Below are 19,513 nucleotides of genomic sequence, written 5' to 3'. Positions count from 1 at the left end.
TGCCCCCTCACACTGCGCGGTGCTGGCGCTCGGACCAAGTGCTGACCGGCTGCCAGGTCACAAAGGACCGCTTTTGGGATGCGCGCGTGCAGCCCGCCCGGCCCAGCATCGCATCGATCACGCATTGGCTGCGCCAGGCGATCAGGCTGAGATTGGGCTCGGCCAACCCGCGTTGCCGCCGCGCGGCATTCAGCATGAAGATGCGCCGGTTGGCCGGACCGTCCCAGACCGCCGCAAAATCGGAGTCGATGCGAACCTCGACGTCGTCGTATTCAAGGCGCGACACGAGTGGTTCGAGAAATGGCATTGCGGCGCTGCGGAAGCCGGTCGCCCATATGACGATGTCGGCGTAGACGGCCTCCTCCTCCGATTTGGTCGCATCATGGGTCACGGACAGCCCCCATTGCCGCCCGTCGTGCCATACCTGCTCGACCGTTCGTCCGGGCATCAGCACGGTCACATTGCCGCAATCTTCGATAAAGCGGAGCACGTAAAGTCGCTGATAGATTTCCTTGATTGTCTTTTCCGAGATGCCATCGCTGGCCAGAACATTCCGTTCGAGGAATGACCTCCTGAAATCGGCACCCTGATCGAAAAAGTAATCGGAAAAGCTCGGCATGAAATAGTCGTTGACGAATGGAGAATCGTCCAACGGCAAGAAATTCTCACGCCGCGATACCCAGATGACCTGCTTCGGCAGCAGGTCGCGCTCGCAAGTGATTGCGTCGAGAAAGGCTTCGGCGCCGGACTGCCCGCCGCCGACGACAACGACACGTTTGGCCTTCAGCGACTTGGCCTTGGCGCCGTACTCGCTGACATGGAATTGCGTGGCGCCGATATGATTTCGGGCGCAGACGGGAATGTGGACCTCGGTGCCGACGCCGACGGCAATGTTCTCGGCATGGACACAGCGCTTCTCCGTCTCCACGATAAAATGCCCGTCGAACCAGACCTGCTTGACCTCTTCACCAAAATGGACGTTCTCGTTCGCATCGCTTGCCCATTTCAGATAGTTCCGAAACTCCCGCCGCGGCACCGATTCAAATCGTGCGTTGAGAAAGTGATGAATCTTACCCTCGGCGTGCAGGTAAGAAATGAACGAGAAAGGATTGGTAGGGTCCGATAATGTCACCAAGTCCTTGAACAGCGCCACTTGCAGAGTCGCGCCGGGGAAATACATCCCGTCATGCCACGTGAATTCCGGCTTTCGGTCGAAGAAAGCGCTGAGCAGGCCCTTATACGGATACAGAAGCGAGGCAAGGCTCAAGTTCGACGGCCCGACTCCGATACCGACACACTGATAGATCATGGCAATCTCTCGGTGATAAGGGCGCAAAATGCGTGATGTACTAGTAGCTTGAGGGATAGGGCGCACCTGTAGAAAGCAAATTTGCCGTCGCCGGTTTACCGTGGAGCAGTGGTCGTCTTGTCGATATCGACGGCCATCGACGCGCCGGCAGTATAAATCGGAAATTCCGACATCTTACTCCCTCGCCATATTTGCCAGATCTGCGCGAACTTAAACTTGGCAATCCAAAAAATTCCCGCACCGCCGTGAAGTCCGGAGATCAACGCCGATTTAAGATTGGTACGAGAGTCAGTCTCTACGAGAGTCCTAAAGAGACGTGGTTGAATTTGGTATTCTATTCCCAGTTTCTTCAGTTACTATATCCTACTCTTAGTTGTTAGGAAAGTATCCGGTGACCGGAATCGTGATTTTCCGCTAACGCTGTACGGAAGAGCTGACATGTCTGATGACACACAAATGAAAGTCGTGATCAATCATGAGGAGCAGTATTCGATTTGGCCGGCTGACCGGGACAATCCGATTGGCTGGCGGGATGTGGGCAACGTCGGCTCGAAGGAGGAATGCCTGTCATTTGTCGAGCAAGTCTGGACTGACATGCGTCCGCTGAGCCTTAGGAAATACATGGCGGATCAGGAAGCTCCTGCTGATAAAGAGCGCTGAGAGAAATCGTCGCGGCAGGCCTTTATGGCGTAGTCCCCGATCAATCGATACCCATTGATCGGGCTATCATCCTTGCAGAAGGCGAACCGAGATCGCTCGCCTTTCGATCTTTGGATCAAAATTCTTTGGATCTAAATTCGCAAAAATTTCTTTTCACAGAAGCATGCCGAATGTGTTATTACAACCTCTGAGAGAAACGAGCAATGCAACTTGAGCGCGACTTGGTGCGAGCGAAAGGACGCTGTCAGCAATCTATATGACGATGCCTGAATCCTGGCGATGACGCGTTCCTATGCCTCTCGATGACGTCATGGCCAGCAGATAGGGCAGGGCGGTTGGCCCAAACAGACGATGACCTGGGTGAGCTGCGAGGTTGTTGCCGAAGAGCGAGGAGCGATATTTGCTCTCGCCCGGAGGCCGCCGACCATCCGGAACACCGCGCATATTCGACCAAGCTGGCTGCACCCCAAATCGCGGGGGAGATTGAGGTGGGTGCCTGTCCGGAAGCATAGAATTCCTCGGCATAGTTTCCTGGCCCTCTGTCGAGTTGCTCAGAGCAGAAAGGCAAGTGCGCTTTGATTGAATCATTTCCCATGCTTGGTGAGGCGTCGGCGGTGACCGAGCCAACCGATCATTTGTCCGACGATCCATCATTCAGGTGGCGTGACGAATTTGTCAGTGTCAGGTCCCTTGGCGAAATCGGGGTCGATCTGCCGATAGTAAGCTTTGAGGCCGTGCCGGAATGTCGGATCTCGGTAGCCGCTTTGCCAGCAGCAGCAAGCTGCCATATCGGTGGAGCGGATTGTGGCGTGCATCGGAAAGCCAAACGGGCGGCAAGCAATTCCAGGGTCTCACGATCCTTTCAGATGAATGCTAGCGACCGACATGAGTCCGTAGATGTCTTAGGCACAACCAGAAGATTGCGCGTGGCACTATCGCAAGAGACCCAACCCAACCAAACATAGGGAGGTTTTCGATGAACCAGGCAGACCAAGACAGATCAAGCGCGGCGCCACACAGAGAGCTGCAATTGTTGCACGAAAGATATTTCCGGGATGTGTCTGAGGCGTGGGCGGACTGTCAGAGCCGGTACCGTGGCATCCTCAACGAATTCGATCGCGGGTTCGAAAAGGCCTTTCAAAGTCAACAAGCAGAGCATTACCGCGCCGCGCAAGATGAATATCAACAGAAGGTGCAATCATTCTTCAGCGATCAGACCCTGCCGCGTCAATACGCCGAGGCGTACGATAGGTACAAAGCTGAATTGAAGCGACTGATTGCCGAGTGCGACATGAATGACTTAGGTTTCACAGATATAAGGAATCTGGGCCAAAGCCTGCTTTACGTTTCAACGACGGCAATGAACTTGGTGGCACCAGGTTCTGGCGTGATCGCTGCCAGCGATCCCTTCACCCCACCGAAAGGGGCGCCCGGAGCAGCCAACTGATACATCGCCGAGGCGGACGACGTTGGGAGGAACTCGGCATGTCGCAAGGCAATGCTGTCTTCACTGGGATGCCCGGCCTCCTGGCGGCCTTCATCGCCGCCGAGCGGTTGTCGCGTTCCCAGCGAGTGGCCGTCATGGCTCCATCGGGAGCGTATGCACGCTTCGAGTCCTTGGTCCGGCGGATTTCGCTCCGCCGTGAGCCGAAGGCCGAGGCGGGACAGCTGGAGCACCTATCTTCATTGGAGAACGCTGCCGGCGCGGAAGTATGGCACTTCGCGTCGAGCGGCGAATCCATTGCCGGATCGGTGCTCGAAAACTTTCAGCTCGCCCGCATCGGTGCGCTGAACGTCGTCACGACCCCTTATTGCGGTGGCCAGCGTTGGCGCTGGATTCTGCCGCGAGACGCCTCGGCCGTCGACGGCAGTCCGGCTATGATCGAGTTTCCCGTGACGAGGTCGTTCCGAACGACCCTCACGCTTGATATCGCCCCACCCGACGACATCGCACAAGAAGGCGTCCTTCATTTCCTGTCCACTCTATTCGATCTCAAGACGGAAATCGATGAAAGGGCTGACGATCTATTCGAATACCGAGGGTTGCGGTGCCTGATTGCGCCGAGTGCCCGGGTCAATATCCTAAGAACCGAGAAGGCGGCAGCGATCATAACGGCGATTGCTGATCGGACCGCGGACGGCAACTATGTTGTAGCGGGGACGGCGAGCCTGTCGGGGGAAGAGTTTCTCGAGCGCGTCGGCAACACTTACGGCGTAAGCCTACTGGCATTGGACGGCAAGGCACCGTTCTCTCCGCAGCTAACTGCCATCGACGAGCTGTTCGATCGACGGTTAATGAACTTCGCCGAACACGTGGGTCAGCCGGACCTCGACGTGATCGAACATGCCTACAAGATCGCAGGTATGGAGGTTGGTCAGGCCTGCCTGGTTCCGACCGAGTTCGATGATTTGGTGGAAGCGGCACGTCAGGCGCAGTTGTCCGAGCATAGTGCGCTCGTTTCGCGCGCATCGGAGCTGACGGACACCGGAAAGACGCATGGTGGCGACCGAGAGCTATCTTATCGTTCCACCGGCAGCAAGGGCGAGGCTATTGTGCTGCTCAATGCTCTCGGTCAGGGACCGAAGCCATGGTCTCGGCTGATAACTCATCTACGCCGGCAGTTTCGAGTCCTAAGTTGGGATCCGCGCGGACTCGAGGAGTCAGAAGCTCGGTTTTCGCTTCTTGACCATGTTGCCGATCTGGCGTCGATCATCAAGAGCGAGTCGGTGACCGGCGTTCATTTGGTGGGATGGTGCACTGGCCCTAAAATCGCGGCGGAATTCGCTCTGCGTCACCCTGGTCGGGTGCGCTCCATGACGTTCCTGAATATGCAGGTGAAGTGTCTTGAAAGCTCGCTCGATTTTGACACGCCATTTGAAACCGAGTTTCAGGCCATTTTCAGCGAGTTGAAACAAAGTCCGTCGACGGCCTCGTCGATAGCGGTTTCTCTAACGTCGGGTGCGAGTGAGGCCGGCCTGGACCTGATGTTGGAGACAGAAACCGATGAGTCGGAGGCCGTTCTCGGTGCGATGAACCGTGACCTGCGAAAGCCTGTTCTACGGCCGTTTCGCGACGCGAACTCAACGATGAGATTTGCGCATCAGATGATCGACTTTTGGCATTACGATGTTAGCAAAGTCGCGGGCCATGTCGACGTCCCGATCTTGCTTCTGGCGTCGGAGTACGACCGTGTCGCAGCGCCCAAAGCGTCGGAATGGGCGCGCGGGTTATTTCCCCGCGTTCGCCTGCTGCAGGCTCCGGGAGCGACGCACTACTTTCTCTATGATCGAGCTGATGTCGTGGCACGCGTGATTGAATGGTTTGCCTCTGGTGATGGCATGCCCGAACGTCGCGATGAAGATATGCCACCCTTGGGTCCCCCACACGGGAGCAGCTCAGCTGATACGGCCGGGTTGCGCCGGGCCGATAAATGAGCCCGGAACACGAAAATCGAACCTCGCCCGATCCTGCGGCGTGTTTTGCGGCCCCCTCTCCGGGGAAGCGGGCACTACTCGAGCGCCGCCTCGCAGGGGTTTTCCGCAGAAAGTGGAGCTGTAATGATGTCCTTGAGCTCTCAGGCACCCGGTAATCCGCACGGCTCCGTGTCCCAGTTCGTCAAGAATGGCGAACGGCGTGTTTGTCCTATGTCCTTCGCGCAATCCCGGTTGTGGATTCTCGACCGATTTCAGCCTGGCAATCCCGCGTACAATCTGGCGACAGCGATCCCGCTGTATGGCCGGGTCGACGCGACGGTTCTCGAGCGAACCATAAATGAAATCATTCGGCGGCACGAAGCCTTGAGGACGACATTCGAAGTGATCGACGGTCAACCCGCACAGGTCGTGAAGGCTTCCTTGAAGCTCCAGCTCAACAGTGTGGATCTGCGTTCGCGTTCCGGTGTAGCGCGGGATGAGGATGTGAGCCGCTTCGTCTACACGGAAAGTCGACGGCCGTTCGATCTTAGAACGGGCCCGCTGCTGCATGCTTCACTGGTGCATCTGAATTCGAGCCAGAGCTGTCTTATGCTGGTGATGCATCATATCGTGTCCGATGGCTGGTCGATGTCGGTGCTAAGTCGGGAATTGACGACGATATACATGGCATTCTTACGCAGGCAGCCCTCTCCATTGCCGGAGCTGACAATTCAATATCCGGACTTCGCCGTATGGCAGGCGGAGTGGTTTCGCGGCGAGCTGCTGCAAAAGCAGCTCCGTTATTGGCGCAAGCAACTCAGCGGACTGCGATCTGTGCTCAATCTTCCCACCGATCGTCGCAGACCACCGGTGCAGACCAGCAACGGGTCAGTCCGCACGTTTACGCTGGATCAGAAGCTGTGCGAAGCTCTCAAGACGCTCGGCAATACCAACCGCGCCTCGCTGTTCATGACGCTGCTCGCCGCGCTCAAGATATTACTCCACCGTCTGAGTGGAGAAACCGACATTGCCGTGGGGTCGCCTATCGCCAACCGGACCCGTTCAGAGCATGAATCGTTGATCGGCTTCTTTGTCAACACGCTGGTGCTCCGAACGGATCTCTCGGGCGATCCGACCTTTGTCGAGTTGCTCGTGCGTGAGCGGGATGTAGCGCTGGACGCCTATGCCAATCAGGACATGCCGTTCGAGAAGTTGGTCGACGAACTTCAGCTCGATCGAGACTTGAGCCGCAATCCGTTTTTCCAGGTCTTGTTCGGGGTCCAGAACATCGGAACCGTCGACCGTAGCGCGGCTCCTATCCAGCCGTTAGGGTCCGAAATGCAGGCAGGCCCGGTCGGCAATGGTACTGCCAAGTTTGATCTGACGATGTCGGTGTTCGATACCGGAGCCGGTGCGCAAGGTTCTCTCGAGTTCAACACAGACCTTTTCGACGCGGCGACTGCCGAGACCATGATTGCGCGCTACATGACGCTGCTGCACAGAATTGTAGAGAATCCTCACGAAAAGCTGTCGCACCTCTCCATATGGATGGAAGATGAGGTCATCAACACCGCGCATTCCGCCGACGACCCGGAAACATCGGTGGAGCCAGTGGAAGTCATGGGCGTGCGGATCGCCGCCCATGCGGCGCGCTCACCGACAGCCCTTGCCATCGTCGATCCCAATGGTACGTGCACCTATCTTGAGCTGAACCAACGGGCGATCCGGATCGCGCGCACATCGTTCCTCGCCAATCTGAGTGCTGGCAGCACCGTCGCGGTCGCTTGCGGGCGGCCCCGATCGGGAGAGCTCGCGGTCATCCTGGCAATCCTGAAGGCGGGCTTGGTCTGGGCTCCGATCGATCCTGCCGACATCTTGACGCCAGACGGAAAGCCGCTGAACTCCGATCGGGCGGAGCGCATCTTGGCGACACTTCGGCCGGCATTGATCGTCGTGGACGAAGCGAGCGAGCCATGCTTCCGCCCATTGGGCGGACAGATCGTCCGCCTTGAGGAGGTCTGGGCAGATTCGGAGACCCAACCGGACGATGAACTCACCAACAGCGTGACGCCCGGATCTCCCGCCGTGATGCTTGCCCGGGTTAACAGCACGGTCAAGATGAGCGTTGTGCACCTGAGCCATCGGATGCTTAACCGTGCCGGACGTGACCGCTTCCTTCGCCTTTCGCCGGAGGATCGCGTCGCGCTTCTTTCCAGTATCGGCTCTGATTGTGCGCGGTACGAAATCTTCGGCGCGCTGGCCGCCGGGGCGGCGATCGTACTCGTTCCGCCCGAACTGTCATCTCGCTCCCGGCGCTTTGCAGCATTGTTGCAAGAGACCGCCGTTACCGTCATGTCTCTCGCTCTGGCGGATCTGGTGCGGTTAGCCCGCGAATTTCCGCGGTCCTTGCGAAGCGTGCGGCTCGTGCTTTCCACCGAACGCGGGTTGGATTGGGGCCAGCTTCAGGAAGCGCTCGCGCCCGAGATTCTGGAACGGGTCTATATGGTGTCGGGCGACCCGGCCGCGGGTGGCTTCTACATGATACAGGCGCTGGCGCTTCTCAAGCCGGATGCCGCGGTCATTCCACTCGGAATTCCTGCTGCGGGCGCCCGCATAAACCTTCTGGGACAGGACCTTGAGCCTGTGCCGGGACGCGTGCCTGGAGATATTTATGTTCAGAATGCCGATCTGCGCGAGCCGGGCTATCGCACGGGTGACTTTGCTCGGCTCGAAGACGGGCAGTTCGTCTTGCATGGCGAGATGCAAGATGCTCTGCTGACGGAGCATTTGAAGATCTACTTTGTCGAGATCGAGGCTGCTCTTCGCGACCATCCGGCCGTCAAGGCAGCGGCCGTTGCGCCAAGAGTCCGCCAGGGATTGCATGAACGAGGGCTGGTCGCATTTCTAAAACTGTCTCGGGACGTTCCCGTATCGGAACTGCAGAGCTTCCTCGCTGAGCGGATGCCAGCGCGGCTGATACCCTCGTCGTTTGAACTCAGGCGAGAGATCCCCTACGACAGCAAAGGCGGCATCGACCGACGTGCGTTGGCGGACATGGTCGCGCGGCTCGACGCTCCGACATCCGGGGCCGAAGACTATCTTGCGCCGCGCGACAATCTGGAAATTCATTTGACGCAGATTTGGATGGACGTCCTCCACATGGACGTTGTCGGTATCCGCGACAATTTCTTCCGACTCGGCGGCCATTCCCTGATTGCGACGCAGATCGTCGCACGAATTAGCGATACGTTGCAGGTCGACGTGCCGCTCCAGGGCTTGTTCGAAGCGCCAACGATCGAGCAACTGGCGTCAATGATAAGGCCGCTCATTGGTTCAGATCCTCAAACCCAGGTCACCACGATCACCCGCGTGCCCAGGGATCGGCCTATCCCGCTATCGTTTGCACAGCAGCGCCTATGGTTCCTGGATCAGTTCGATCCCGATAGCGCCGTTTACAACATAGCGATGCCGGTGCGCTTCTCAGCACCGGTCGACGTGGCAATGCTCCAAGGCGCCTTCAATGACCTCATTGCGCGCCACGAAACGCTGCGTACGACATTTGACACGGTCGCGGACGAGCCTGTGCAAGTGATCGCACCGCTGCTCCAGATCAAGATGCCCGTTCACGACCTTCGCAACTGGCCCGAGCAGGCCAAGAAAATCGAGTCACAACGTCTGATGGCGCAGCAGATGCGGAAGCCGTTCGACCTCAAGCACGGGCCGGTCTTGCGCGCTGAACTCATACGTCTGCGAACGAATGACAATCTACTCCTTCTCATCATCCACCACATCGCCGCGGATGGTTGGTCGATGGAAATAATTGCCCGGGAGCTCGTCGCGTTCTACGAAGCGCGGCTTAGCCGGAGGTCTCCATCGTTGCCGGACCTTCCGATCCAATATGCGGATTTCGCCTGCTGGCAACGCCGATATCTGTCCGACCCGGTGCTGCAGCGCGATGTCAGCTACTGGAAGAACAAGCTCGAAGGCGTACCGCCCTTGCTCGAGTTGCCGACAGACCGACCGCGGCCAGCGCGGCAAACCTTCATCGGAGGGTTGTACCCGTTCGTCCTGCCCCTTTCGCTCCTCAAGAGCGTCAAGAAGTTCTCGGAGCAGCAACAGGTAACTCTTTTTACGACATTGCTGTCGGCGTTCTATGTTCTTCTCTACCGCTACACAGGTCGTGAAGACCTGGTCGTTGGTTCTCCGATCGCCAATCGGGTTCGCCCTGAATTCGAAGGGTTGATCGGCTTCATTACGAATACACTCGTCCTCCGCACCGAACTTTCAGCAAATTCCACTTTCCGCACCCTCGTTTCAGAGGTGCGCGATATGACGATGGCAGCGTTCGCACACCAAGCCATTCCTTTTGAAAGGCTGGTCGAGGAGATCCAGCCGGAGAGAAACCTGTCTTACAACCCGCTCTTCCAGGTCATGTTCGCCTTGCAGAACACCGGCCGACCCCCGGCAGTCAACGGCACGCTCGATGATGATATGGCGACGCTAAGCGCGGGCGTAGCCAAATTCGACCTGACCATGTTCCTGTCGGAAACGGCGAGCGACCTTCAGGCCGGGCTGGAATACAATTCCGATCTGTTCGATCTGTCGACGGTTGAACGACTTGCGGGACATTATGGCGCCTTGCTCACCGCGGCGATGAAGGAGCCGGACTGTCCGATATGGTCGCTGCCAATGCTTCTGCCGGCCGAGACCAAAGCTCTCGCGGACTGGAACGACACCGAGGACCCGGTCCAACCGGAAATTTGCCATGTGCTGTTTGAGAGGCAGGCGGCGCTGTTGCCGGATGAAGTTGCGCTCGTCGCGGGGGAGAAAAAAGCCACCTACAAGGAACTCAATTCTCACGCCAATGCTCTGGCGCACCGTCTGATTGGGCTTGGCATCGGACCGGGTTCTCGCGTCGCTATCTGCATCGACCGTGGGATGGATATGATCGTCGCCCTTATCGCGACGCTAAAGGCCGGGGCGGCCTATGTTCCGATCGACCCGTCCTACCCGAAAGAGCGTATCGCCTATATGGCGGCAGACGCTCGGGCCGCACTGGTGCTGACGCAGGGTCCGCGGCGCAATGAATTGTCGGGAGTGACTGGCGCGCTCCTCGCCATTGACGACCCCGAACTCGCTAACCTCTCCCACGACAATCCGGCCGTGCCCGCTTCGGCCGACTGTCTCGCTTATGTCATCTATACATCCGGATCGACGGGCAGGCCGAAAGGCGTAGCGATGCCACATGGTCCACTTGCGTCGCTGATCCGTTGGCAAATCGCCCGGTCCGCGCTGCCGACGGGAGCGCCAACGCTGCAATTCGCCTCGCTGAGTTTCGACGTCTCGTTTCAGGAAATATTCGCTACGTTGGGCGCCGGCGGAACGCTCGTACTCATAACAGAGGAGCAGCGCAGGGATCCGCCCGCTCTATGGAAATTGCTGTATCAGGAAAACGTGCGTCGGCTCTTCCTTCCCTATGTCGCGCTCCAGCAACTGGCAGAACATGCTCGACATGCCCCCGTCCTTCCGCAATCGTTGACAGAGATCGTAACGGCCGGCGAACAACTGCAGATCACGCCACAGATAGCTGCAATGATCACTCGGCTCAATGCGGATCTGTACAATCAATACGGACCGACCGAGTCTCATGTCGTTACCGAGCTCAGGTTGACCGGCGCGGCAAGCGACTGGCCGGCGCGCCCGTCGATCGGCCGCGCGCTTCCCAATACGATGATCCAGATCCTCGACTCGCACGGACAGCTTTGTCCGATCGGTGTTCCGGGCGAGCTGTGCATCGGTGGGTCTGCACTGGCGCACGGCTATCTGGAGCAGCCCGCCCTGACGGCCGAGCGTTTCGTCCCGGATGGTCAAAGCGCGAAGAGAGGACGACTATATAGGACAGGCGACCGCGCGCGCTTCATGTCGAACGGAGAGCTTCAGTTCCTCGGACGGTCGGACCAGCAGGTCAAGATTCGAGGCTTTCGCGTCGAGCTTGGCGAGATTGAAGTTGCCCTACGGATGCATCCGTCCGTCCGCGAAGCCGTCGTGGTGGCGCGCGAAAGCGGCGGGGAGCTTCGTCTGTTCGGATACATTCAGGCAGATCCGGAATCGCCCGTGTCGACGGAGGACCTCCGGGCGCATCTTCGAGCCATTTTGCCTGAACAAATGGTTCCGGCGACATATGTCATTGTGGGATCGCTACCGCTTACGCCGAGTGGCAAGCTTAACCGAAGCAACCTGCCCGATACGCAAGAGGAGGCGTCCGATTCCATCACCGGCGCGGTCCCGAGGACGCCCGTGGAGATTGCACTGGTGCGCCTGTGGAGCGAGATTCTTCAGGTGCCGAACGTCGGCATTAGAGACAATTTCTTCGAACTGGGCGGGCATTCATTGTTGGCCACTCGCGTCATTTCTCGGATCAGAGATGAGTTCGGGGCCGAACTGCCCGTCCGGCTCATGTTCGACAACCCCACGGTCGAAGCGCTGGCACTTGCGACCGTCGAAGCCATGCTGGAGAAGCGAGGAGACGATCAAATCGGTCGCCGGCTCGCGGAGCAAATGTCAGATGAGGCCGTCTCCAGCTCAGCTGGTCGCTGAATCAGCCGGTCCCAGGTTCGAGCCCTGGTGCGCCCACAGCAAATCAAGCACTTACAGCAGTGCGGACCAAAACGGATTTGCAAACGATGACGTAATTGCGGTCGGCGCCCGCGGCTCGAAATGTCCGCTATCTTCAAGCCTTCCCGCAATCCCGCGAATCGGAGGGGCTATGAAGCAGTATGTTGGGTTGAATGTCTCGCAAAAAGAAACATCAGTGTGTGTGGTCGACGAAGTGGGTCAGGTCTTGTTCGAGGGAAAGGCCAAGTCCGACCCGGGGGCGCTGACGGCACTGCTTCGCAAGCGAGCGCCACAGGCGGAGCGCATCGGATTTGAGACCGGGGCGATGGCGAGTCGGCTATGGCATGAACTTCGTAGGGTTGATCTTCCGGTGGTCTGCATCGACGCGCGTCATGCCCACGCGGCTTTGTCCGTACGCATGAACAAGAGCGATCAGAATGATGCTCGAGTTTCGGCCGAACTGGTGCGGGTCGGCTGGTACCGAGAAGTCAAAGTCAAGAGCGAGGAAAGTCAGAAGATACGCGCGATACTCGTCGCGAGATCTCGGCTCGTGGCCATTCGTCGAGATATCGAGAACCAGGTCCGCGGTCTAATCAAAGAATACGGCTTGCTCTTCCCACGCGCGATCGGACTGCAGTTCCGCAATCAGGTCTGCGAGCTATTGGGCGAAGATCATCAGCTCCTCGGTGTGATCGCGCCGCTTCTGTCGATCCATGAGCAGATCTGCAAGCAGCAAAGCAAGTTCGACGACGAAGTCCGCCAGTTGGCGAAGTCGGATGAGACAACGCGCCGCCTGATGACGGTTCCTCGTGTCGGCGTGGTGACCGCCTTGACCTTCCGCCATACGATCGACGACCCATCGCGCTTCCGATCGGCATCCAGCGTCGGCGCCTATCTGGGTCGTACGCCTCGACGCAACCAGTCTGGCGAAACTGGATATCAATGGCAAGATATCACGATGGGGCGACCGTCTTCTTCGAACTTACCTGTACGAGGCGGCGACCGTCCTGCTTTATATAGAACGAAGAAATGGTCCTCTCTCAAGGCTTGGGGCATGAAGCTCGCCAAGCGGATTGGCATGCGAAAGGCAAAGGTCGCCATCGCGCGCAAAATCGCCATCGTTCTTCACTGTATCTGGGTCGACGGCACATCGTTCGACTGGGGCCAGGCGAAGGAAGCCTGATCCGATCTTGTAAAGTTCCTGGTCCGGTCTGCCGGACTGGCGATGTCCCGCTGGGACGGTGTTGTGGCGACCTCGGTCAATCGGCTGGTGGCGGCTCGTCCGCATTCCGCTGCAAACGTTGAGGCGCCCCCACCCGGACATCATCGTGAGGCGCTGCGCGACCTCGGAAAGGACCATGATCCCAGCGAAGACATCAACCAGCTCCGCGATCCAGTGCCTGGCCGGCAAAGCACTTATCAGCCGCGCCCGCGCCGTCTCCGCAATCCGGACCAGCTCCGACGGCGCGAGCGCTACCACCGTGCCGTGGGCGAGTTAGAAATGTAAGCTTGACAACAAACCGCAATTAAAGGGCCGATTGACAACCGGACCGAGCTGGCGCTGGTTAAGGCGCAGAATATCGACATCACCCAGTTCGAAAACCAGCTGGAGACGTTCAAGAACGGGTTCGCCAAGAACTACGACCTCGCCTCCCGAAACTTCCAAACGGCGATCACTGAGATCGATAAATTCATCGATCACCCGCAGAAGACCAAGGATGCGTTGATCGGCGCTGACCGCAACCTGCGCCTTGCCAACGACAAGGCGCAGGACGTGACGATCAAGAAGCTGACCCGGAGCAACCCGACAATGGAGGCTAAGTTCGCGGAGCTTAAGAGTCCGCCCGCAGAAGCAGCGGAGTGAGCCAGCCCAAGTGGCTCACTTGCCGAATAGCGTGCGCAGGGTGATCTCAGCTGAGCCTGCAGACGTCTTGATACAAGGCGCGGAGATGGTCGTCTGACATGGCGAGGATCGGTTCATACATGATACATGAACGAATTGAGATGAATATTCTCAGCCGTCATTAGAACAACCCGCTTTACGACCCGAACCGCTTTATCCTCACAGTCCGGGCAGCCCTGATAGAGCGACAGCAGTTTGGTCGTTTGAAGCGTAGTGGTTCTGTTTTCTTTGATCAGCAGGGTTGCGGACTCACCATCATGGACGGTTCCCTCGAGTGGTCGGTCAGGCTCGTCTTGGTTTAAGTGGCTCGGATTATCCACGCTGCCGCCAAATCCCGACTTTAATCTACAAGGGACAAGGCAGTACGGGCTGCCTTGGGGATCAAAAACGTGTCGATTGGCGACGGTGCCCATCGTGACTCTCCCCTGATCCTCTGACGTAACGGGAGGGGCCGGGACGTATGTCTAGGCGCCTCCTCCTGCAGGTCAGCGGGATGGTCCAACCACCGGCGCCCGCCGACCTGGCCCGATTGCAGCGCCTGCCGCACCGGGCTTCCTGTGCCGAACGCCGCGAGTCGGTTGCAGCATCGAGAAGATCTCGGTCGTCCATTAGGCTCAGGCTAGACTAGATCAACTTCTTCTCCATTGCTATTCGAACAGCATGTTGGAGATTACTGGCACCGAGTTTGTCGCGCGCATTGTCAAGGTAGAATTGGACTGTTCGTGGTCTGATCCCAAGCAAATCCGCGATAACATTCATTGATTTGCCGTGGGACGACCAACTGAGCGAGGTCGCTTCCTGCGTCGACAACCTCACATCCCCGGTTTTGAACGACGAGTCAGACACCACGCTGAGCCGGACGTGAATACAAGCGAGGGCCAGTGCCGCCTGTATCGGATCCCACGCCGGGACCTCAACCCGCCGCCGATCTGATGCGAAGGTGATGATCGCCGCTCGCCCATAGCTCGTTCTGATCGGAACGGAAACGCCGGAACGTAGCCCGAAGTCAGTTGCCTCCGAGACGAACTGCTTGATCTCTCGCGAGCTCCTGCGCAGCTTGTGCTCCTCCGCTGACCAGGCAAACATCCGCATGCTGCGCTTGGCCGTCGTCACGACAGGATCGATGATCGTGTAACGCTTCGCAAAATAGCGGTTCAGCCACTCCGTGGGATAATCGCTGAAGACAGGTACGCAGGGCGATTGGCCTGAAACGCGGCAAACGCAGCTTCAACGATCTACTCATCCGGAATTTCAAAGTCGCACGGATATGCTGGCATCGGAAAGCGCATCAGCTCTACTCCTCGCCGTCTTGCTCATCGTTCGTTTCCTCGATCGACAACAGAATGAGCGCGTAGCCTTGCTGCTGCTGATAAACCTGCTCCAATAACGTGGGGCCTTGTGGCCGCGGGACACGTCGAACCATAGAGGAGCGTCCGTTTCCTCGATCTCGCTGGCAACGGAGACCTCGTGCCGCCTTCGGAACAAGAGAGATCGCTTGGGGACGGGATCTCCCCAGCGCACCGTAATGTAGGGAAAATCGTGCTTGCGGGAAAAATACCGTAACACCTTGCCATTCTGCGTCACCACGAAAGCGACAGGGTCATGGCGGTAATCGACATAGGCGCGCCCCACCACTTCCTTGCTCACCTCACATTGTCGCGCAAGCCGAAATTGTGCAGTTTTCCGATCCCTCGTTGCCGCCCATCCCGCACTATGCACTTACCCTGAGCCTACCGGATCGGCCGCCCCTCCGAGAAGAGATGCTGTTTCAGGAAACTGATCTGGCCGCGATGGCCGAGGCTTCGAGCCGATCGACCGAGTACCGGGTCTTGAAGAGCGGGTCTTTGAACATGGCGATGCCGGTACTCCGACTCATTGTACCGCATCTGGTAGCATATTCTTTCGTCTTCAACTGCGGTATGTTAGGGACGATCAGAGTTGAGAGGGAATAGCACCATGGAGCCTCGGTGGCTTACGTATGGCAAGAGGTTACAAGCTATAGCATCGACCGGCCTTCATTTCGCGCGAGATCAGTTCGATCGAGAACGATACGACGAGATTGCTTCTATCGCCAATGAAATGCTCGCCAAGTTGGGAAACGTTCCCGTGGAGAGAATAGAAGGGCTCCTTTCGGACTTCGCACGAGGCTATGCGACTCCGAAAGTTGATGTTCGAGGAGCGATTGTGGAAGGGGATAAGGTGCTTCTAGTCCGTGAGAAGAGCGACGATCGTTGGGCGTTGCCTGGGGGATTCGCAGAGGTTGGCCTCTCTGCTGCCCAAAACATCGAAAAAGAGTTGTACGAAGAGGCTGGATTGAAAGTATCTGTTCGTCGTCTCTATGGGGTCCGACTCAAGGCCAGCAGTTCTTACTCGCCTGACGTCCGGGACTTCTACAAGATTCTTTTCCTTTGCGACAGGGTTGCGGGTGGCGAAGTGCAGCCGAGGCTGGAAACGAGCGAGGCGTTATTCTTTTAAAAAAAATAAACTCCCTACTCTTTCGCGAGCTAGAACAATCGAGCGCGATGTTGAAGCCGCGTTCGAATACGCAACTGACGCGAACAGACCCGCCTTTTTTGGCTGAAACGCAAATCCGCCTCCTGATGTGCTCTCTGTTTTCTTCGGGTGAGCGCCTGTGAGTGAAATGCCGTTCAAAGCTCAGAAGAACTGCGAATATGACACATCGAGCTCCGCGAACGCTCGGTTCGGTGATTTTTCCGTGAACCGCTTGCGCTTCATGCTCTGGTCCTCGTCATGGGCCAGAACGAACTTCAGACTGGATTAAGCCCAAGGGGCAAGGTCAAGACCAGCGGGTAGCGCAAGAAGAGTCCAATTCGTCAGCCGCTGTGAAAAGCTGATCAAATCAAAATGAGGACAGAATCGCAATGCTCCTCCGGTAGCAGGGCTTCCATCGCTTTGGTTGGAGCTTGAGATGAGGAGGACGTTAGTTTGGACGGGCAGTTACAAGCGTTGATGGAGGCTGAGGATGTGGCACGCGACGAGCACTCGATTCGCAACACGATCAAGAAGTTTACTTTCTCATCCGGCTTCGACCGTTACGTCTACAGTCATATTCACGGCGACGACGCGGTTGAGCGACACGAACGCAAGCTTGCTGCCGCTTGAAAAGGTCGAGCCTCTATTTCGCTCCAACGGCCATCCCTCGGATTTTCATGGATTGAGCCGCGATCGCTTCGTCAATCTGCTACGTGGCTTTGTGAATGACGATCCTATCTCAGCTGTGCCCGCGATCGAGCTACCAGTGATGGATGTCTGCGGCGGCACCTTTCGGTATCGCATCTGCAATGGCGTTCATCGCTATTATGCGTCGATTGCTGCGGGGTTTCGTTCGATTCGGGCCGAACTTTAGCAATCACACCGATCGTTCTCTACGGCTCAGGCCTTGGTAAGTGTTGGCGCCGTCGCAGGGCGCTGCACTCTTTCAGCGAAACTCTCGCGCCGCCTTCGCTCATTGAACGTAGCCATATTGCCATAAGGCGAATTCCCAATCCCCCCGCGGCGTCTTGAGCATTTTCTCGGCGTAGCGCTTCGCTTTTGCAACGAGGGCGTCGCTGTTCCACGTTTCGCTGAAATCGGCCTCGTCCACTTGCTCGTTCAATATAACTCTCCAAAATAAGCCCGTTGGATTACACGATCGCTCTGATCCGCGCTTAGGGAAGATCGCCCATGCAGCATGCGCGCCAATTGTCAATGCAAGGAATATCGCCTGCAGATTCTTGCGAAATCGGGATTCGTAAGGAACGATTTATCTCCTTCGCCACGAGATCAACTCCCTCCTGCCCGGCCTGAGAGGCTGGGACAATAAAGACCTCGTCCCACCGCAGCATAGCATCCCTTGTCTGTCATTCGGCCTGCAATATTGACCCCCTAAGCCGGGGGATCGGCGTCCAAAATTGGCTCTGACGCAATTTTGGTGCAGCACTGGTCATGTGGCACCGATTAGTCGAGCCTGCAGCAAGTCGAGCTTGGCGCGTCCGTACATTTGGCGCTTCACCAGTTTGAGCTTGGTGATCTGGCCCTCGGTCTGTCCGTTGGACCAAGACGTTGTGATCGCTGCGCTGACGGCGGCCTTGTCCTTGATGACGCCGTTGGCGAAAGACATGACGAGGCTTGCGCGTGCCCGTTCCAACCATGGTTCAAGCTCTATGTGAGCCTTCTTGCGGATCATCGCATGGAAAGCGGCTATGATCTCTCGAGCTTCCACCAGAAGAGGAACGCCTTGCTCGATCGCCGCAATGGTGACGGTCTCTGACCTTGATAGTGTATCGCGGCCATTGGTCATCAGGCGGGCGATAGTTCTCGCGGACGGTACGCGCTGCAGGCTCTGAGCATCGGGCATTTCGGCACGCCGACGGCGTGTCGCCCATTCGGTAACGACTCGCACCGAGCCTCTAAATCCCTGCGCCTTGAGGCAACGCCACAGGTCGGCGCCATTACAATGACCAGCGGCCCACTGAACATCGAGCCATGGCAGGTAGTGCTCGAGCGAGCTCTCGCGCACCCTGAACACGTCGGATCGCTGACCTCGCAATACCCTGCGGATGAGGCCCCGGCTATGGCCGGTGAGCCGTACGATCTCCTTTATGGAGACGCCCGTCTCAGCCTGTTTGAGAATTGCCGCGTTGGTGTCTTCTCGCCGAAGATAACCCTCATATTGAATGCGCTCGGCGGCGGTCAATAAGTTGGGATTTATGGTGGCGGAGCCGACCGCGATGCGGACCTGGCGCATGGATTTGCGAACCGCATCCAGGAAGGCGTGGCTGGCGTTCTCCATGAGGTGCCAACGGTCGGCGACCTGGGTGGCGTGCGGGAGTGCCTTGGCCGCAGCAAGGGCGTAACCGCCGCCCCGGTCGCGCGCGACCACAGCGATCTGTGGTTGCCCCGCGAGCCAGGCCTGCGCAGTGGCTGGCTCTCTGTCGGGTAAGAGAGTGATCGGTCGTCGCCGCTCGAGGTCGCAGATGATAGTTCCATACCGCTGATTGCGCCGCCAGGCCCAATCGTCGATGCCGATAACGCTCGGCGCAGCAAAGGGTGGACACCCGCGCCTTCTAACCACCCGAAGCAACGTGTCGTTGCTCACGGGCAGCATAAGTCGACGGGCAAAACTCGCCGCTGGGCGGCCACCCAAGGCGAGGCCAAGGTGATGGACGATCAGATCGAGCCGGGTCGTTCGCCGCGCCCACGGTGCTAGAGCGCCGTCATCGAAGCGCTCGGTGAAAATACGCCGACCGCAGAGAGCAGTAACGCAGCGGAAGCGGCGCGCCACGACCACCAGGCGAACCTGCCGCCCCGCAAGCGGCAGATCGGTTAGGCGCCGCTGATATCGGCTATGGATCCGCCCAGAACTGGTCCCGCATCCGGGACAGAGACTCGTCCCGCTCGTGGGACGCACGGTGATCACGGTCGTAGCGCCATCACAAAAGGCGCTTTCCACGTCAAACCCGTGAGGGACCAGAGCCGACGGACGTAGGGCTCGCTGCATCATATTGATTCCTTTGTGAAACCAACACGAGCCGGCGCTTGAACTTCATCAAAAGTGATGGTGTGGAACGGCCCTTCGAACCGGCATCAAAAGTGCCTAACGTGGTCGCGTA

General features: G+C 58.0%; 14 protein-coding genes and 1 pseudogene. 9 read left to right on the top strand and 6 right to left on the bottom strand.

Going from position 1 to position 19,513, the window contains the following annotated elements:
* Positions 1-7: 7 nt before the first annotated feature.
* Entirely contained in the window at positions 8-1,309 is a 1,302-nt protein-coding gene (locus tag AC0L3A_RS28100) for a lysine N(6)-hydroxylase/L-ornithine N(5)-oxygenase family protein (RefSeq protein ID WP_473255536.1), read from the bottom strand.
* A gap of 438 nt (positions 1,310-1,747) precedes the next feature.
* Between AC0L3A_RS28100 and AC0L3A_RS28095 the strand changes: the two genes are divergently transcribed.
* The 6 genes from AC0L3A_RS28095 to AC0L3A_RS28070 all read left to right on the top strand — a co-directional run bounded on the left by AC0L3A_RS28095 (position 1,748) and on the right by AC0L3A_RS28070 (position 13,862).
* Entirely contained in the window at positions 1,748-1,969 is a 222-nt protein-coding gene (locus AC0L3A_RS28095; protein WP_473255498.1) for an MbtH family protein, read from the top strand.
* Positions 1,970-2,945: 976 nt separating this feature from the next.
* Entirely contained in the window at positions 2,946-3,416 is a 471-nt protein-coding gene (locus AC0L3A_RS28090) for a hypothetical protein (protein WP_473255497.1), read from the top strand.
* A 38-nt stretch (positions 3,417-3,454) separates the two neighbouring features.
* Positions 3,455-5,404, top strand: a complete 1,950-nt coding sequence (locus AC0L3A_RS28085; RefSeq protein ID WP_473255496.1) for an alpha/beta fold hydrolase — start codon at positions 3,455-3,457, stop codon at positions 5,402-5,404.
* 123 nt (positions 5,405-5,527) lie between these two features.
* Positions 5,528-11,980 (top strand): amino acid adenylation domain-containing protein, encoded by a 6,453-nt coding sequence (locus tag AC0L3A_RS28080; RefSeq protein WP_473255495.1) that lies wholly within the window; start codon positions 5,528-5,530, stop codon positions 11,978-11,980.
* 169 nt (positions 11,981-12,149) lie between these two features.
* Positions 12,150-13,181, top strand: coding sequence for an IS110 family RNA-guided transposase (locus AC0L3A_RS28075; protein ID WP_473255494.1), 1,032 nt, complete (start codon positions 12,150-12,152; stop codon positions 13,179-13,181).
* Between the two features lie 342 nt (positions 13,182-13,523).
* Positions 13,524-13,862 (top strand): DUF2130 domain-containing protein, encoded by a 339-nt coding sequence (locus AC0L3A_RS28070; RefSeq protein WP_473255535.1) that lies wholly within the window; start codon positions 13,524-13,526, stop codon positions 13,860-13,862.
* A gap of 113 nt (positions 13,863-13,975) precedes the next feature.
* Here AC0L3A_RS28070 and AC0L3A_RS28065 read toward each other — a convergent pair whose 3' ends face one another.
* The 3 genes and pseudogenes from AC0L3A_RS28065 to AC0L3A_RS28055 form a co-directional block, all read right to left on the bottom strand.
* The gene (locus AC0L3A_RS28065; RefSeq protein ID WP_473255493.1) at positions 13,976-14,314 is read right to left on the bottom strand and encodes a hypothetical protein; all 339 of its coding nucleotides are present in this window, start codon (positions 14,312-14,314) and stop codon (positions 13,976-13,978) included.
* A 211-nt stretch (positions 14,315-14,525) separates the two neighbouring features.
* Positions 14,526-14,717, bottom strand: a complete 192-nt coding sequence (locus AC0L3A_RS28060) for a helix-turn-helix domain-containing protein (RefSeq protein ID WP_473255534.1) — start codon at positions 14,715-14,717, stop codon at positions 14,526-14,528.
* 54 nt (positions 14,718-14,771) lie between these two features.
* A pseudogene (locus AC0L3A_RS28055) lies at positions 14,772-15,101 on the bottom strand (autoinducer binding domain-containing protein); the annotation flags it as partial.
* 756 nt (positions 15,102-15,857) lie between these two features.
* Between AC0L3A_RS28055 and AC0L3A_RS28050 the strand changes: the two are divergent.
* From AC0L3A_RS28050 to AC0L3A_RS28040, 3 genes are all read left to right on the top strand, one after another.
* Positions 15,858-16,376: an NUDIX hydrolase gene (locus AC0L3A_RS28050; RefSeq protein ID WP_473255492.1), complete on the top strand. Its 519-nt coding sequence runs from the start codon at positions 15,858-15,860 to the stop codon at positions 16,374-16,376.
* 471 nt (positions 16,377-16,847) lie between these two features.
* Positions 16,848-17,024 (top strand): hypothetical protein, encoded by a 177-nt coding sequence (locus tag AC0L3A_RS28045; RefSeq protein ID WP_473255491.1) that lies wholly within the window; start codon positions 16,848-16,850, stop codon positions 17,022-17,024.
* Positions 17,011-17,268, top strand: a complete 258-nt coding sequence (locus tag AC0L3A_RS28040) for a hypothetical protein (protein WP_473255490.1) — start codon at positions 17,011-17,013, stop codon at positions 17,266-17,268. Before AC0L3A_RS28045 ends, AC0L3A_RS28040 begins: the two co-directional genes overlap by 14 nt.
* Before the next feature lie 99 nt (positions 17,269-17,367).
* Here AC0L3A_RS28040 and AC0L3A_RS28035 read toward each other — a convergent pair whose 3' ends face one another.
* Positions 17,368-17,517, bottom strand: coding sequence for a hypothetical protein (locus AC0L3A_RS28035; protein WP_473255489.1), 150 nt, complete (start codon positions 17,515-17,517; stop codon positions 17,368-17,370).
* A gap of 327 nt (positions 17,518-17,844) precedes the next feature.
* Positions 17,845-19,401 (bottom strand): ISL3 family transposase, encoded by a 1,557-nt coding sequence (locus AC0L3A_RS28030; protein ID WP_473255533.1) that lies wholly within the window; start codon positions 19,399-19,401, stop codon positions 17,845-17,847.
* Between the last annotated feature and the right edge of the window lie 112 nt (positions 19,402-19,513).

This window comes from Bradyrhizobium sp. MI1.3 (genome assembly GCF_055811695.1).
This window is presented reverse-complemented; position numbering and strand designations above follow the sequence as displayed.